Genomic DNA, 15,206 nt, shown 5'->3' with positions numbered 1-15,206 from the left:
GAGCATAGGTCATTGTTACCTATGCTCACAATGAACGGCATCCTGATATCGTTCCCGCATGAGCTCCGCCTCCGACAGCGATCGTCTCCTCGCCGAACAGCTCCTGCGCCTGACGCGCAGGCTGCACCGGATCCAGAAGCGCCACATGGTGCCGCTCGGGATCACTCCCGCCCAGAGTCGTTTGCTGCGCCTCGTCTCGCACTACGAGGGCGAGCAGGCACCCCGTATGGCGGATCTCGCCGCCCGCCTGGAAGTCGTCCCGCGTGCGGTGACCACCCTCGTGGACGGCCTGGAGGCGGCCGAGTGCGTACGGCGCGCGCCCGACCCCGCGAACCGCCGCGTCATCCGGATCGAGCTCACCGACACCGGCCGCGCCACGCTGCGCCGGCTGCGCAACGCGCGAACCGACGCGGCGGAGGAGATCCTGGCTCCGTTGACCGCCGACCAGCGCGAGGTGCTCGGCGGGCTGCTGAACGCCCTGTCGGACGCCCCGGCGGAGCACACCTGCTGAGTAGGCCACCCGGGGGCCTCCATGACGCGAGGGGTCGCAGATGCCGCTGCTGGAACCGAAGCCGGGGGCCCTGCGCCCCCGTGGCATCCGCGGCCCCGCCCCCGACCGGCTCCCCGGGCACCGGTCCGGCGGCACGCCCGAGCCTCTGCGCACCGAGCTGACCGCACTGCTCGGCCCCGAGAAAGTGCTGTGGAAGGTCTCCGACCTGGTCCGCTACGCCTCCGACGCCTCCCCGTACCGCTTCGTCCCCCAGGTCGTGGTGATCGCCGAGGACATCGACGACGTCTCCGCGGTGCTCTCGTACGCCCACGGCCGGCAGCGCGAGATCGTCTTCCGGGCCGCCGGGACCTCGCTGAACGGCCAGGCGCAGGGCGAGGACATCCTGGTCGACGTACGCCGCCACTGGGCCGGGATCGAGGTGCTGGAGGAGGGCCGGCGGGCCCGGATCCGGCCCGGCACCACCGTGGCCCGGGCCAACGCGGCCCTCGCCCGGCACGGCCGGATCCTGGGCCCCGACCCGGCCAGCGCCGCCGCCTGCACCCTGGGCGGGGTCGTCGCCAACAACGCGTCCGGCATGACGGCGGGCACCACCCGCGACTCCTACCGCACACTCTCCTCCCTCACCTTCGTCCTGCCCGGCGGCACCGTCGTGGACACCGCCGACCCGCTCGCCGACGAGGAGCTGTCACGCGCCGAGCCGGCCCTGTGCCACGGGCTCATGGAGATCAAGCGGGAGATGGAGGCCGATCCCGCGCTGGTCGCCCGGATCCGCGCCAAGTACGCGATCAAGAACACCACCGGCTACCGCCTCGACGCCTACCTGGACGGCACCACCCCCGTCGAGATCCTGCGCGGACTCATGGTCGGCTCGGAGGGCACCCTCGGCTTCATCTCCGAGGTCGTCCTCGACACCCTCCCGCTGGACCGCGAGGTCTGCTCGGCCCTGCTGTTCTTCCCCTCGCTGCACGCGGCGGCCGCGGCCGCGCCGCTGTTCAACGAAGCGGGCGCCGTCGCCGTCGAGCTGATGGACGGCAACACCCTGCGCGCCTCCGTCAGCGTCGCCGGGGTGCCCGCCGACTGGGCGGACCTGCCCCGCGCGACGACGGCCCTGCTCGTGGAGTTCCGGGCCGCGGACCGCGCCGGCCGGGACGCCTGCGCGGACCGGGCCGCCCGGGTCCTGGAGGGGCTCGACCTGGTCGCCCCGGTGGCCTCGATCACCAACACCTTCACCGGCGACCCGCGGACGGTCGGCGGCTACTGGCAGGCCCGCAAGGCTTTCGTCACCGCCGTCGGCGGCGCCCGCGCCCGGGGCACCACTTTGATCACCGAGGACTTCGCGGTGCCGCCGGCCCGGCTGGCCGAAGCCTGCGAGGCGCTCCTCGCGCTCCAGGCGGAGCACGGCTTCGACGCGGCCGTGGCCGGCCACGCGGCCCACGGCAACCTGCACTTCCTGCTCGCCTTCGACGCCTCCGACCCCGCCGACGTCGAGCGGTACGGGGCCTTCATGGACGCCTTCTGCCGGCTCACCGTGGAGCGGTTCGACGGCTCCCTGAAGGCGGAGCACTCCACGGGCCGCAACATGGCCCCCTTCGTGGAGCTGGAATGGGGCCCCGCGGCCGCCGCCCTGATGTGGCGCACCAAACGGCTCGTCGACCCGGACGGGGTGCTCGCGCCGCGTGTCCTGCTCGATCGCGACCCCCGCGCCCATCTCCGCGGGCTGAAGACCATTCCGCAGGTGGAGGCGGTGGCCGACCCCTGCATCGAGTGCGGCTTCTGCGAACCGGTCTGCCCCAGCCAGGACCTGACGACCACTCCGCGCCAGCGGATCGTGCTGCGCCGCGAGATGATGCGCCAGCAGCCCGGCTCCCCCGTGCTGGACGGGCTGCTCGCCGCCTACGGCTACGACGCGGTGGACACCTGCGCGGGCGACTCCACCTGCAAGCTCGCCTGCCCGGTCGGCATCGACACCGGGGCGCTGATGAAGGACTTCCGCCACCGCCGGCACAGCCCGCGCGAGGAGGCGGCCGCCGCCTTGGCCGCCCGGCGGTTCGGGGCCGCCGAGTCCGCCGCCCGGCTGGCGGTGGCGGCCGCCGACCGCATCCCCTCCCGGGTCGGGGACCCCCTGCTGGCGGCGTTCACCGGGGCCGCGCGCAAGGCCGTACGCCCGGATCTGGTCCCGCGGTGGCTCGCGGAGCTCCCCGGCGCCGCGGCGCGGCACCTGCCGACGACCCGGCGGGTGGGCGCCGCAGCCGTGTACTACCCGGCCTGCGTCAACCGGATCTTCGGCGCCTCGGAGGGCCGGCCCGGCCCCTCGCTGCCCCAGGCCGTGGTCGCCGTGTCGGAGCGGGCCGGCCGACCCGTCTGGATCCCCGGCGACGTCGGCGGCACGTGCTGCGCGACGATCTGGCACTCGAAGGGCTACGAGGCCGGCACCCGGGTGATGGCCAACCGGATCGTCGAGGCGGCCTGGGGTTGGACGGCCGGCGGGCTGCTGCCGCTGGTCGTCGACGCCTCCTCCTGCACGCTGGGCATCGCGCGCGAGGTGGTCCCGTACCTGACGCCGGAGAACCGGGCCCTCCACGCGGAGCTGCGGGTCCTCGACTCGATCGTGTGGGCCGCCGACGAGCTGCTGCCACGGCTGGAGATCCGGCGCACGGTGGGATCCGCCGTGCTCCACCCCACCTGTTCGATGCGGCACCTCGGCGACGAGGACCGGCTGCGGGCGGTCGCCCAGGCGTGCGCCGAGGAGGTGGTGGTCCCCGACGACGCGGGCTGCTGCGCCTTCGCGGGCGACCGGGGCATGCTGCATCCGGAGCTGACGGCCTCGGCGACGGCGCGCGAGGCGGCGGAGGTGACCGCGCGGGCCTTCGACGCGCATCTGTCGGCGAACCGGATGTGCGAGGTGGGCATGGACCGGGCGACGGGGCGGAGTTACCGTTCCGCTCTGCTCGAACTGGAGCACGCCACCCGCCCCTGAGCGCCGGGGCGTGCGACCCCCGTGACCAGGTGCCGCGCCGCCACCCGATGCCGTAAACCTGCTGGCCGCGGCGGGCACCCCGCGGAAAATCGATTGCCCGGCACCCGTCCGGAAGGCGAACCTTGCTCGGTTTGGACCACTCGACCAGTCATGGGGCGTCATGCAGATCAGCGATCTTCCGTATCCGGATCCAGGGGTACCCGACGCTCGTTCCGGCCCCCGGTTCCTGCTGTGGCTGGGGCGCGGTCAACTCGGCGGCCAGCTCAAGAGCCTGTGTTGGGGAATGCTGCACTTCACCGGCGTCGCCGCCCTGCCGTACGCGGTGGGCCTCGGCGTCGACGCGGTGGTCGACCACGAGCCGAACAGGCTGCTGCTCGTCGGCGCGCTGCTCCTGGCCATCGGGGTCGCCATCTCGGTCGGCGACTCGATGCTCCACCGCACCGCCGTCACCAACTGGATCACCGCCGCGGCCCGGGTGCAGCAGCTCCTCGCGCGCAAGACGGCCGAGCTGGGCTCCGCCCTCACCCGACGGGTCGCCGCGGGTGAGGTGGTCGCCGTGTCCACGGGCGACGTGGAGAAGATCGGATGGTTCGTCGAGGCGGTCTCGCGTTTCCTCGCGGCCCTCTTCTCCGTCGTCCTGGTCTGCGTGGGCCTGTTGTTCTTCGCCCCGGAGCTCGGTGTGGTCGTGGCCATCGGTGTTCCGCTGATCGCCCTGGCCCCGCTGCCCCTGCTGCCGCGCGCCACCCGACGCGCCGACGTGCAGCGGGAGAAGGCGGGCAAGGCCACGGAGCTGGCCTCCGACACCGTCGCGGGCCTGCGCGTGCTGCGCGGCATCGGGGGTGAGGAACTCTTCCTCGGCCGCTACCGCGAGGCCTCGCAGGAGGTCCGCAAGGCCGCCGTGCGCAGCGCGCGGATGTGGGCGCTGATCTCCGCGATCCAGGTGGTGCTCCCGGGCGCCCTGATGATCACGGTGGTCTGGTACGGCGCCACGCTCGTGTCGGACGGGCGCATCGCGGTGGGCGAACTCGTCGCCGCGTTCAGCGCGGTGGCGACCCTGCTCTATCCACTGCGGCACTTCCAGGAGATCGCCATGGCGTACTCCTTCTCCCGTCCCTCCGCCAAGCGCGCCGCCCGGGTGCTGTCGCTGAACCGGACGGACGCCGTCGCCGCCACCGAACGCACCGCGCGCACCGAGCCGGTGCGGGCACCCGCCCCGGGCGGGGACCTGTACGACCCGCGGACCGGGCTGCTGGCCCCCGCGGGGCGGTTCACCGCCGTCGTGTGCGGGGACCCGGACCTGGCGGGGCGGCTCGCCGAACGTCTGGGCGGCCACCCGATGGACGAGGCCGCGGCCTCGGATACGGGCGCGGAGGCGGAGGCCGGGGCGCCGTCTTCGGCGGCTGCGACCGCCGAGACCACGGCCGACACGGCCGGGGCGCCGTCCGTGCTCCTCGGCGGGGTCGCGCTGGACGAGCTCGACCTGGACACCGCGCGCACCCTGGTCCTGGTACAGGACAAGGATCCGGTGCTGCTGTCCGGGACCCTGCGGGAGCTGTTCGACGTACCGGCCTCCGGGGCGGTCGAGTCCGCCGCGGCGCTGGACGCGGCCCAGTGCGCGGACGTCCTGGACGCGCTGCTGCAGTCGGCGCCGGACGGGGTGGAGGACCCGATGGACGCCCGGATCACCGAGCGCGGCCGGTCCCTGTCGGGCGGCCAGCGTCAGCGTCTGGCGCTGGCACGGTCCCTGGTCACGGATCCGGAGGTGCTGGTGCTCGACGAGCCGACCTCCGCGGTCGACTCGCACACCGAGGCGCGGATCGCGGACGGCGTCGCGGCCCTGCGCGCCGGCCGGACCACGGTGGTACTGGCGTCCTCGCCGCTGCTGCTGGACCGCGCGGACCGGGTCGTGCTCATCGACGAGGGCACGGTGGCGGCCGTCGGCACCCACCGCGATCTGCTGCGGTCCGAGCCGCGCTACCGGGCGGTCGTCACCCGTGAGACCGACGAGGAGCAGCGGCTCGGCGGGCTGGAACTGACAGAGCTGGAAGAAGCACTCACAGAGATCGAGGAATCCGCATGATCGGCGTGGCGCCGCCGGAGTACGACCCGGCTGCCCCCGAGTCGGCCGCGACCCTGCCCGTGGGCACGTCGGCGACCGTACGGGGCTATGTGCGCGGCCTGTTCCGGCGCCACCGGCGGGCCTTCGTGGTGCTGGTGAGCGTCAACGCGGCCGCGGTGATCGCCTCCATGGCAGGTCCGTACCTGCTGGGCCAGGTCGTGGACGACCTCTCGGCGGGGGCGCGTGAGCTGCATCTGGGGCGTGTGACCCTGCTGTTCGCGCTGGCGCTGGCGGTCCAGACGTTCTTCGTCCGGCTGGTCCGGCTGCGTGGGGCGATGCTCGGGGAGGAGATGCTGGCCGATCTGCGCGAGGACTTCCTGGTGCGGTCGGTGGGTCTGCCGCCGGGCGTGCTGGAGCGGGCCGGCACCGGTGACCTGCTGTCGCGGATCACCACCGACATCGACCGGCTGGCGAACGCCATGCGCGAGGCCGTGCCGCAACTGACGATCGGCGTGGTGTGGGCGGGGCTGTTGTTCGGGGCGCTCGCGGTGACCGCGCCGCCGCTGGCGCTCGCCGCGCTGGTGGCGCTGCCGGTACTGGTGATCGGCTGCCGCTGGTACTTCCGGCGGGCGCCGTCGGCGTACCGCTCGGAGGCGGCCGGCTACGCGGCGGTCTCGGCCGTGCTCACCGAGACGGTGGACGCGGGCCGTACGGTCGAGGCGCACCGCCTCGGGCCGGAGCGGATCGCGCTGTCGGAGCGGCGGATCTCGCAGTGGGTGGCGTGGGAGCGGTACACGCTGTTCCTGCGGACCGTCCTCTTCCCGGTCATCAACGTCACCTTCGTGACGATCCTCGGCTCGGTGCTGCTGATCGGCGGGTTCTGCGTGATGCGGGGCTGGATGTCGGTCGGGCAGCTGACCACGGGCGCGCTCCTCGCGCAGATGCTGGTCGATCCGATCGGTCTGATCCTGCGCTGGTACGACGAGTTGCAGGTCGCCCAGGTCTCGCTCGGCCGCCTGGTGGGCGTGCGGGAGATCGAACCGGACGCCGGGGACGCGAAGGTGGCGCCCGAGGGCCGGGACGTGCGGGCCCAAGAGGTCCACTTCGGCTACCGGGAGGGCGTGGACGTCCTGCACCAGGTGTCGATGTCCGTGCCGCCGGGCACCCGGATGGCGCTGGTCGGCCCCTCGGGCGCGGGCAAGTCCACGCTGGGGCGGCTGCTCGCGGGCATCTACGCGCCTCGGACCGGCGAGGTCACCCTGGGCGGGGCGCGGCTGTCCCGGATGCCCGCGGAGCGGGTGCGCGAGCACGTGGCGCTGGTCAACCAGGAGCACCACGTGTTCGTGGGCACCCTGCGGGACAACCTCCGCCTCGCGCGGTCGGACGCCGGGGACACCGAGCTGTGGGCGTCGCTGGCCGCGGTGGACGCCGACGGCTGGGCCCGTGCCATGGAGGCGGGCCTGGACACCGAGGTCGGTTCCGGCGGCACCACGCTGACCCCGGCGCAGGCGCAGCAGATCGCGCTGGCCCGGCTGGTGCTGGCCGATCCGCACACGCTGGTGCTGGACGAGGCCACCTCACTGCTGGACCCGCGCGCGGCACGGCACTTGGAGCGCTCGCTGGCCCGGGTGTTGGACGGCCGTACGGTCATCGCCATCGCCCACCGGCTGCACACCGCGCACGACGCGGATGTGATCGCGGTGGTCGAGGGTGGCCGGATCAGCGAACTCGGCTCGCACGACGAGTTGGTCGCGGCCGACGGGGCGTACGCGGCCCTGTGGCGCTCCTGGCACGGCTGAGCCGGGTCAGGACGCCCGGGTGGCGGCGGGGGTGGGACGCGGTCCCGCCCCCGCCGGTAGGTGGGTCAGATGAAGCCGAGGGCCGAGGCTCCGCCGAAGCCGCCCAGCAGGATGAAGACCGGCATGAGGACCTTCAGCTCCACCCAGCTGCCGGCACGGAAGCGCATCGCCTTCGGCGGGCCGATCGGGTACCAGCGCTTACCGGCGATCGGCAGCGGCCACAGGACCGGGCAGCCGGAGACGGTGAGCGCGTCGCCGATGTCGTGGACCAGAGCCCCGAGCACGATCGGCAGGCCGAGCCAGAGGTATTCCTGGCCCGTACCGGTGAACAGCCAGTTCGCACCGTTGCCGGGCTGGTCGAGCACACCGGCGAGGATCCAGGCGCTGGTCGCGCCGAGCAGCCAGACCAGGACGTCGCTGGACATCCGGGCGGCCCGCCACAACAGGCCCTCGACCGCCAGCACCAGATGCACGAAGAGCAGGGCGAGGACACCCCAGCGGTCGGCGGTGACGGCGAGCAGGGATGCCCCGCCGCCGATCAGCACGGCCCAGAGCCAGGTGTGCGTCAGGGTGCGGTGGCCGCCGGTGCGGCGGGCGTCCTTCTTGGAGCGGGTGCCCTTGTAGACGGCGTAGGAGATCTTGTCGACCACCTCGCACACGCCTTTGGAGAGCGGTCCGAAGGCGCGCGAGATCGTCGCCGACTTGTGGTCGAGGTCGGGGGCGAGGGCCGCCCCGGCGCAGATCAGCGCGCCGACGACGAGGACCGGCCAGGGCATGGGGTGGCCGGCGGCCGCGGTGGCCGCGCCCACCCCCAGCCAGGCCGCTGCACCGGACAGTGAGTGCGCCGGACCCATCATGGTCGTTCCCCGCCCCGCTGGTGTGTGGTCGGGCCCGGTCGACTGTTTCGTTCGGGCCGCATCGACGGCACAGCGTACCGTCGGTGATCTTCGTTCCGTCCGCCGGTTCCCTGATCCGGGGGGAAGCCAGGCAAGATGGGGGGTGTGACCCTCATTGATCAGCTCCCGCCGAACGCCGACCCCGATGCCCTCTTCGAGGCTTTCTCCTCGTGGGCGGAGGACCAGGGCATCACCCTGTACCCGGCTCAGGAGGAGGCGCTGATCGAGGTCGTCTCCGGGGCGAACGTCATCCTGTCCACGCCGACCGGCTCCGGCAAGAGCCTGGTGGCGGCCGGTGCGCACTTCACCGCCCTGGCGCAGGACAAGGTGACCTTCTACACCGCTCCGATCAAGGCGCTGGTGTCGGAGAAGTTCTTCGACCTCTGCAAGCTGTTCGGCACCGAGAACGTCGGCATGCTCACCGGCGACGCGTCCGTGAACGCGGACGCTCCCGTGATCTGCTGCACCGCCGAGGTGCTGGCCTCCATCGCCCTGCGCGACGGCAAGCACGCCGACATCGGCCAGGTCGTGATGGACGAGTTCCACTTCTATGCCGAGCCGGACCGCGGCTGGGCCTGGCAGATCCCGCTGCTGGAACTGCCGCAGGCGCAGTTCATCCTGATGTCGGCGACCCTCGGCGACATGAAGCGGTTCGAGGAGGACCTGACCCGGCGTACCGGTCGGCCCACCTCGGTGGTCCGCTCCGCGACCCGGCCCGTCCCGCTCTCGTACGAGTACGTCACCACGCCGATCACCGACACGATCACCGAACTGCTGGAGACCCGGCAGGCGCCGGTCTACATCGTGCACTTCACCCAGGCCCAGGCGGTCGAGCGGGCGCAGTCGCTCATGAGCATCAACATGTGCACGCGCGAGGAGAAGGACAAGATCGCCGATCTCATCGGCAACTTCCGCTTCACCACCAAGTTCGGCCAGAACCTCTCCCGCTACGTCCGGCACGGCATCGGTGTGCACCACGCGGGCATGCTGCCCAAGTACCGCCGCCTCGTCGAGAAGCTCGCCCAGGCCGGTCTGCTGAAGGTCATCTGCGGTACGGACACCCTCGGGGTCGGCGTCAACGTCCCGATCCGCACAGTGCTGTTCACCGCGCTCACCAAGTACGACGGCAACCGGGTCCGGACCCTGCGCGCCCGGGAGTTCCACCAGATCGCGGGGCGCGCCGGACGCGCCGGCTTCGACACCGCGGGCTATGTGGTGGCCCAGGCCCCCGAGCACGTCATCGAGAACGAGAAGGCGCTCGCGAAGGCGGGCGACGACCCGAAGAAGCGCCGCAAGGTGGTGCGCAAGAAGGCTCCCGAGGGCTTCGTCGCCTGGTCGGACACCACCTTCGAGAAGCTGATCGCCGCCGACCCGGAGGCGCTCACCTCGCGCTTCAAGGTCACCAACATCATGCTGCTGTCGGTGATCGCCCGGCCCGGCGACGCCTTCCAGGCGATGCGCCACCTGCTGGAGGACAACCACGAGCCCCGCAAGGCCCAGCTGCGGCACATCCGCCGGGCCATCGCGATCTACCGCTCGCTGCTGGACGGCGGTGTGGTCGAGAAGCTCGACACCCCGGACGCGGAGGGCCGCACCATCCGGCTCACCGTCGACCTCCAGCAGGACTTCGCGCTCAACCAGCCGCTGTCCACCTTCGCCCTGGCCTCCTTCGACCTGCTGGACCCGGAGTCCCCCTCCTACGCGCTGGACATGGTCTCCGTCGTGGAGTCCACGCTGGACGACCCGCGGCAGATCCTCGCCGCCCAGCAGAACAAGGAGCGCGGCATCCAGGTCGGCCAGATGAAGGCCGACGGGATCGAGTACGAGGAGCGGATGGAGCGTCTCCAGGACGTCACCTATCCCAAGCCGCTCGAAGAACTGCTCTCGCACGCCTACGACGTGTACGCGAAGAGCCACCCGTGGGTGCGCGACCACCCGGTCTCGCCGAAGTCGATCATCCGCGACATGTACGAACGCGCGATGACCTTCACCGAGTTCACCTCCTTCTACGAGCTGGCCCGCACCGAGGGCATCGTGCTGCGCTACCTGGCGAGCGCGTTCAAGGCGTTGGACCACACCATCCCCGACGACCTCAAGTCCGAGGACCTCCAGGACCTGATCGCCTGGCTCGGCGAGCTGGTCCGCCAGGTCGACTCCAGCCTGCTGGACGAGTGGGAGCAGCTGGCGAACCCGGAGGTGGAGACGGCGGAGCAGGCCCAGGAGAAGGCCGACCAGGTCAAGCCGGTCACCGCGAACTCGCGCGCCTTCCGCGTCCTGGTCCGCAACGCCATGTTCCGTCGCGTGGAGCTGGCCGCCCTGGACCACGTCAACGTGCTGGGCGAGCTGGACGCCGAGTCGGGTTGGGACGCGGATGCCTGGGGCGAGGCCCTCGACGGGTACTGGGACGAGTACGACGACCTGGGCACCGGCCCCGACGCACGCGGCCCGAAGCTGCTGCAGATCGAGGAGGACCCGGCGCACGGCCTGTGGCGCGTCCGCCAGACCTTCGCGGACCCGAACGGCGACCATGGCTGGGGCATCAGCGCCGAGGTCGACCTGGCCGCCTCCGACGAGGAGGGCCGGGCCGTCATCCGGGTCACCTCCGTCGGCGAGCTCGGAGCGCTCTGACCGTCCGCAGCACCCCGCCGAACCCGCCCGCACCCCCGGACCCGCCGGACCCGACCGTGGAGATCCTCTGATGACGAACCCCGCCGAGAGACTGGTCGATCTGCTCGATCTGGAGCAGATCGAGGTCAACATCTTCCGCGGCGCCAGCCCGCAGGAGTCCCTCCAGCGCGTCTTCGGCGGGCAGGTGGCCGGCCAGGCGCTGGTGGCCGCGGGGCGCACCGTCGAGAGCGACCGCCCGGTCCACTCGCTGCACGCGTACTTCCTGCGCCCCGGCATCCCCGGGGTGCCGATCGTGTACCAGGTGGAGCGGGTGCGCGACGGGCGGTCCTTCACCACGCGTCGGGTCACCGCGGTCCAGCAGGGCAAGACGATCTTCAATCTCACCGCCTCCTTCCATCAACCGGAGGAGGGCGGCATCGAGCACCAGCTGCCTCCTCACCACGTTCCTCATCCGGACACGCTCCCCAAGCTCGCGGACGAGATCCGCGAGCACCTCGGGGCGCTGCCGGAGGCGCTGGAGCGGATGGCCCGCCGCCAGCCCTTCGACATCCGGTACGTCAATCGGCTCCGCTGGAGCCACGAGGAGCTCAAGGGATCCGATCCCCGCAGCGCCGTGTGGATGCGCGCGGTCGGCCCGCTGGGCGACGACCCCCTCATCCACACCTGCGCCCTCACCTACGCGAGCGACATGACCCTCCTCGACGCCGTGCGCATCCCGGTGGAGCCCCTGTGGGGCATGCGCGGTTTCGACATGGCCTCGCTGGACCACGCCATGTGGTTCCATCGGCCCTTCCGTGCGGACGAGTGGTTCCTGTACGACCAGGAGTCACCCATCGCGCACGGCGGCCGTGGCCTGGCCCGGGGCCGCATCTACGACGTGGAGGGCAGGCTGCTGGTGTCCGTGGTCCAGGAGGGCCTCTTCCGCCCGTACCCCGCCAAGCCCTCCTAGGGGTGTCCTGGTCGACCGCCCGCTCCCTGATCCACCTCTGATCGACAAGCCACGCCCTGGCCCGCCCCGGAGAACTGAGCACACCCATGCCCACCCCTGCCGTCCCCTGCCCCTGCGGGCTGCCCGCCACCTACCGGGAGTGCTGCGGCACCTTCCACTCCGGTGCGCGCTCGGCACCCACCGCCGAGCGGCTGATGCGCTCCCGCTTCAGCGCCTTCGCCGTGGGCGACACCGCCTACCTGCTGCGCTCCTGGCACCCCACCACCCGTCCGGACCGCCTCGACCTGGATCCCGAACAGCGTTGGGAGCGGCTGGAGATCCTCTCCACCGAGCGTGGCGGGATGTTCGAGACGGAGGGCTCTGTGGAGTTCCGCGCCCACTACCGCGAGGGCCGGCACACCGGCTCGCTGCACGAGCACAGCAGCTTCTCCCGCGAGGCCGGGGCCTGGGTCTACGTCGGCCCCCTCTCCCCCGTCGAGTTCGACTGACCCCGCGCCCCCGCCAGGGCGAAGTCCAGGCTGGTGCGGTACCAGTGGATCTCGTCCGGCGGGCCGGCCTTCAGCAGTCCCGTCGCCACCGCGGCTGCCGCCGGAACCTGTGGGTGCCCGTACGGAAGGGGCGGGCCGAGGGCGGCCAGGACGATCCGCTCCTGCGGATCGGGCACGGCCTCCAGCAGCTCGTCCTCGGGGAGCACGGAGGCCAGCACGGCGGCGCGCTCCCACGGGTCGGCGGTTCGTCTCAGCAGCAGCCCGATGTGCCGCCCGCGCCAGGTCCGCGGGCGCAGATCCGTCCTGGCCGCCATCAGCTCCCGGTCCTCCGGGGGCGCGATCCCGCGCAGCTTCGCGGGCTCCCGCGCGGCGAAGCTCCGTAGCTCCGCGGTCAGATAGAGCCACACAACGGCCCGGTACCGGTTGATCCGGTAGCCGACCGGGATCACGTGCCCGCAGCGCGCGAGCCGGGTGAAGCGGCTCGGGCCGACCCCCACCACCTCGGCCGCGGCCTCCGCCCCGGCCACCGTCTCGACCTGCTCGCGCAGCGCGCCCGGCGGACCCGCCGCCGACCTGACCCGGTCCAGCTCGGCCCGTGCGTACCGCGCGGCGCCGCCGAGCGTGCGCGGCCCGGCCCGGACGATCCCCAGCTGGACGGCCCTGGCGAACTCGCCGCGGCTCAGTCCCAGTTCACCGGCGGCCTGCGCGCCCCCCACCAGCACGTCCGCGGCTCCGTCGGTCACATCGTCCCGAAGTGCGATCCCCATCTGCGTCATTACGGTCCTCCCCCACGAGCAGTGACTCTGTGTGAAGACCGTAACTCAGCGCAACGACACCCTGCGAGGCCTGTGGACAACCCCCGAGCGGGGGCGTGCTCAGCCGCCGGTGATGCGCCGCTCAGCGACGCCTAGGTGCTCGCCCACCCGGTTGACCAGCAGCGTCATCTCGTACGCGACCTGGCCGATGTCCGACTCGGCGGCGCTGAGCACGCACAGGCTGCTGCCCGCGCCCGCCGCCATGACGAAGAGTGCCCCCTCGTCGTACTCGATCATCGTCTGTCGCACCTCGCCGGCCCGGAAGTGGCGACCGGACCCCTTGGCAAGGCTCTGCAGACCGGCCGCGACGGCCGCCAGGTGTTCCGCGTCCTCCCGCGCCAGCCCCGCGCTCGCTCCCGTGACCAGGCCGTCGTTGGACAGCACCACCGCGTGCCGCACCTGCTGGACCCTGCGCGTCAGGTCGTCCAGCAGCCAGTCCAGTTGCTTGTCCAGTGCCATTCCCAGCCCCTCCCCGTCGACGTCGGCCACTCGGCCGCGCCCCACCCCTCGTACTTGTGCCGCAAGCCTTCCCCACCAGTGCCTTTCGGGCAAGGAGGATGTCCCCATGGCGAAGAAGATGACTCAAGAGGAATGGCGGGCATTCGTCTCGCACTCCACCCGCACCGGAAAGCTCTCCACCGTGCGCGAGGACGGAAGTCCGCACATCGCTCCCATCTGGTTCGTGCTCGACGGCGATTCCTTCGTCTTCAACACCGGGAAGGACACCGTCAAGGGACGCAACCTCGCCCGCGACGGCCGGGTCGCGCTCTGCGTGGACGACGACCGGCCGCCCTTCTCCTTCGTGATCCTGGAGGGCCGCGCCGAGATCAGCGGCTACGCCGACGACGCCGACGAACTGCTCACCTGGGCCACCCGGATCGGCGCCCGGTACATGGGCGAGGACCAGGGGGAGGCCTTCGGCCGCCGCAACGCCGTCCCGACCGAACTCCTCGTCAGGGTGCCGATCGACAAGGTGATCGCTCTCGCCGACATCGCCGACTGACCCACCCGCCCCGCCGACCGGGCCGGTTCACACGGAATCGGCCTGCGGCTCCACCGAGTCCAGCAGCCGGGCGGTGTGCACCCGCCCGGCGTACTCGACCAGCCTGATCAGTACTTCCTTCCCCGAGTCCCGGTCCCGCGCGTCGCACAGCACCACCGGCGTCCCCTGCTCCAGGTCCAGTGCCCGCGACACGTCGTGCGCCCCGAACCGCCGCGCGTCCGTGAAGCAGTTGACGGCCACCACGAACGGGATGCGCCGGTGCTCGAAGTAGTCCACCGCCGGGAAGCAGTCCTCCAGCCGCCGCGTGTCGGCGAGGACCACCGCGCCCAGCGCGCCCTGCGACAGCTCGTCCCACAGGAACCAGAACCGGTCCTGCCCCGGCGTACCGAACAGGTACAGGGACAGCCCGGACCGGATGGTGATCCGCCCGAAGTCCATGGCCACCGTCGTGGTGGTCTTCTGGGCCACACCGCCGGTGTCGTCGACCAGTTCACCCGCCTCGCTCAGCGCTTCCTCCGTCCGCAGCGGCCGGATCTCGCTGACCGCCCCCACCAGCGTGGTCTTGCCCACCCCGAAGCCGCCCGCCACCAGGATCTTCAGCGCGAGTGCGGCCAGTTCGGGGTCCTCCCCCGGACCGGGATCCACGCCCGGGGCGTCTCCGGCAGTTCGCTCGTCATGCTGTCCCATCAAAGCGCTCTCAATCCCTCGATGACTTCACGCAGAATCCGCTCGTCCGGCAGTTGCGCGGGTGGTACCGGCCGACTGACCTTGACGTGCCCGCCCTCCAGCAGGTCCCCGAGCAGCACCCGCACCACCCCCACCGGCAGGTCGGCGTCGGCAGCCAGTTCGGCCACCGACTGGGTCTCGGACCGGCAGAGGCCGAGCAGTGCCCGGTGCTCGGGGCCCATCAGGGACTCGGCCGCCTCGTCCGTCCCCTCCGGATCGACCACGACCAGCGCGATCAGGTCGAAGCGGACCCCGTGGGGTCCCGGCTTCGTACGCCCGCCGGTCATGGCGTACGGACGGACCAGGGGGCCCGCGTCGGCGTCGTACCACTGGCCGTTCATGTGCCGGACCGCCG

The 15,206-nt window shown here is 72.2% G+C and carries 13 protein-coding genes; 8 read left to right on the top strand and 5 right to left on the bottom strand.

The genetic code is table 11. The annotated features are described in order from the left end of the window. Nucleotides 1-58 precede the first annotated feature (58 nt). The 4 genes from ACWG52_RS32490 to ACWG52_RS32475 all read left to right on the top strand — a co-directional run bounded on the left by ACWG52_RS32490 (nucleotide 59) and on the right by ACWG52_RS32475 (nucleotide 7,346). Complete coding sequence (locus ACWG52_RS32490; protein ID WP_030713410.1) at nucleotides 59-511, top strand: MarR family winged helix-turn-helix transcriptional regulator; 453 nt, start codon at nucleotides 59-61, stop codon at nucleotides 509-511. Between the two features lie 40 nt (nucleotides 512-551). Then, nucleotides 552-3,488 (top strand): FAD-binding and (Fe-S)-binding domain-containing protein, encoded by a 2,937-nt coding sequence (locus ACWG52_RS32485; protein ID WP_390166832.1) that lies wholly within the window; start codon nucleotides 552-554, stop codon nucleotides 3,486-3,488. A gap of 160 nt (nucleotides 3,489-3,648) precedes the next feature. After that, a complete protein-coding gene (locus tag ACWG52_RS32480) occupies nucleotides 3,649-5,568 on the top strand; it encodes an ABC transporter transmembrane domain-containing protein (RefSeq protein ID WP_390136066.1) in 1,920 nt (639 codons plus the stop codon). Next, on the top strand, nucleotides 5,565-7,346 hold the full coding sequence (locus tag ACWG52_RS32475; RefSeq protein ID WP_389807172.1) for an ABC transporter ATP-binding protein: 1,782 nt from the start codon (nucleotides 5,565-5,567) through the stop codon (nucleotides 7,344-7,346). The genes ACWG52_RS32480 and ACWG52_RS32475 overlap by 4 nt, the downstream gene beginning before the upstream one ends. Nucleotides 7,347-7,411: 65 nt before the next feature. Here the strand turns inward: ACWG52_RS32475 and ACWG52_RS32470 are convergent, their stop codons facing one another. After that, nucleotides 7,412-8,203: a metal-dependent hydrolase gene (locus ACWG52_RS32470; RefSeq protein ID WP_030732753.1), complete on the bottom strand. Its 792-nt coding sequence runs from the start codon at nucleotides 8,201-8,203 to the stop codon at nucleotides 7,412-7,414. Nucleotides 8,204-8,347: 144 nt separating this feature from the next. Here ACWG52_RS32470 and ACWG52_RS32465 point away from each other — a divergent pair, with 144 nt between their 5' ends. The 3 genes from ACWG52_RS32465 (at nucleotide 8,348) to ACWG52_RS32455 (ending at nucleotide 12,307) form a co-directional block, all read left to right on the top strand. After that, nucleotides 8,348-10,870, top strand: coding sequence for a DUF3516 domain-containing protein (locus ACWG52_RS32465; protein WP_161289282.1), 2,523 nt, complete (start codon nucleotides 8,348-8,350; stop codon nucleotides 10,868-10,870). A 70-nt stretch (nucleotides 10,871-10,940) separates the two neighbouring features. Next, a complete protein-coding gene (locus tag ACWG52_RS32460) occupies nucleotides 10,941-11,819 on the top strand; it encodes an acyl-CoA thioesterase (protein WP_389807174.1) in 879 nt (292 codons plus the stop codon). Nucleotides 11,820-11,905: 86 nt separating this feature from the next. Next, nucleotides 11,906-12,307, top strand: coding sequence for a YchJ family protein (locus ACWG52_RS32455; RefSeq protein ID WP_389807176.1), 402 nt, complete (start codon nucleotides 11,906-11,908; stop codon nucleotides 12,305-12,307). Here ACWG52_RS32455 and ACWG52_RS32450 read toward each other — a convergent pair. Then, nucleotides 12,271-13,083, bottom strand: coding sequence for a DUF6397 family protein (locus ACWG52_RS32450; protein ID WP_389807178.1), 813 nt, complete (start codon nucleotides 13,081-13,083; stop codon nucleotides 12,271-12,273). The two genes, ACWG52_RS32455 and ACWG52_RS32450, sit on opposite strands and share 37 nt — an antisense overlap. A 99-nt stretch (nucleotides 13,084-13,182) precedes the next feature. Further along, entirely contained in the window at nucleotides 13,183-13,581 is a 399-nt protein-coding gene (locus tag ACWG52_RS32445) for a roadblock/LC7 domain-containing protein (RefSeq protein ID WP_030009154.1), read from the bottom strand. Nucleotides 13,582-13,687: 106 nt separating this feature from the next. On the opposite strand from ACWG52_RS32445, the gene ACWG52_RS32440 reads away from it, so the two are divergent. Further along, nucleotides 13,688-14,125, top strand: coding sequence for a PPOX class F420-dependent oxidoreductase (locus ACWG52_RS32440; protein WP_389807179.1), 438 nt, complete (start codon nucleotides 13,688-13,690; stop codon nucleotides 14,123-14,125). 27 nt (nucleotides 14,126-14,152) lie between these two features. On the opposite strand, the gene ACWG52_RS32435 is transcribed toward ACWG52_RS32440, so the two are convergent. Beyond that, nucleotides 14,153-14,815, bottom strand: a complete 663-nt coding sequence (locus ACWG52_RS32435) for a GTP-binding protein (RefSeq protein ID WP_389807180.1) — start codon at nucleotides 14,813-14,815, stop codon at nucleotides 14,153-14,155. After that, nucleotides 14,812-15,192, bottom strand: a complete 381-nt coding sequence (locus tag ACWG52_RS32430) for a DUF742 domain-containing protein (protein WP_161289276.1) — start codon at nucleotides 15,190-15,192, stop codon at nucleotides 14,812-14,814. The genes ACWG52_RS32435 and ACWG52_RS32430 overlap by 4 nt, the downstream gene beginning before the upstream one ends. Between the last annotated feature and the right edge of the window lie 14 nt (nucleotides 15,193-15,206).

The organism is Streptomyces sp. CLCI03, assembly GCF_053615355.1.
Note: the sequence above shows the minus strand (reverse complement) of the source record. Positions and strands in the feature narration are given on the sequence as shown.

Excerpts from the sequence above, each read along its gene's own strand:
- ACWG52_RS32440 (WP_389807179.1), top strand. The coding sequence starts at position 13,688 with ATGGCGAAGAAGATGACTCAAGAGGAATGGCGGGCATTCGTCTCGCAC.
- ACWG52_RS32490 (WP_030713410.1), top strand. The coding sequence starts at position 59 with ATGAGCTCCGCCTCCGACAGCGATCGTCTCCTCGCCGAACAGCTCCTG.
- ACWG52_RS32430 (WP_161289276.1), bottom strand. The coding sequence starts at position 15,192 with ATGAACGGCCAGTGGTACGACGCCGACGCGGGCCCCCTGGTCCGTCCG.
- ACWG52_RS32445 (WP_030009154.1), bottom strand. The coding sequence starts at position 13,581 with ATGGCACTGGACAAGCAACTGGACTGGCTGCTGGACGACCTGACGCGC.
- ACWG52_RS32475 (WP_389807172.1), top strand. The coding sequence starts at position 5,565 with ATGATCGGCGTGGCGCCGCCGGAGTACGACCCGGCTGCCCCCGAGTCG.
- ACWG52_RS32470 (WP_030732753.1), bottom strand. The coding sequence starts at position 8,203 with ATGATGGGTCCGGCGCACTCACTGTCCGGTGCAGCGGCCTGGCTGGGG.
- ACWG52_RS32455 (WP_389807176.1), top strand. The coding sequence starts at position 11,906 with ATGCCCACCCCTGCCGTCCCCTGCCCCTGCGGGCTGCCCGCCACCTAC.
- ACWG52_RS32450 (WP_389807178.1), bottom strand. The coding sequence starts at position 13,083 with ATGACGCAGATGGGGATCGCACTTCGGGACGATGTGACCGACGGAGCC.
- ACWG52_RS32480 (WP_390136066.1), top strand. The coding sequence starts at position 3,649 with ATGCAGATCAGCGATCTTCCGTATCCGGATCCAGGGGTACCCGACGCT.
- ACWG52_RS32485 (WP_390166832.1), top strand. The coding sequence starts at position 552 with ATGCCGCTGCTGGAACCGAAGCCGGGGGCCCTGCGCCCCCGTGGCATC.
- ACWG52_RS32460 (WP_389807174.1), top strand. The coding sequence starts at position 10,941 with ATGACGAACCCCGCCGAGAGACTGGTCGATCTGCTCGATCTGGAGCAG.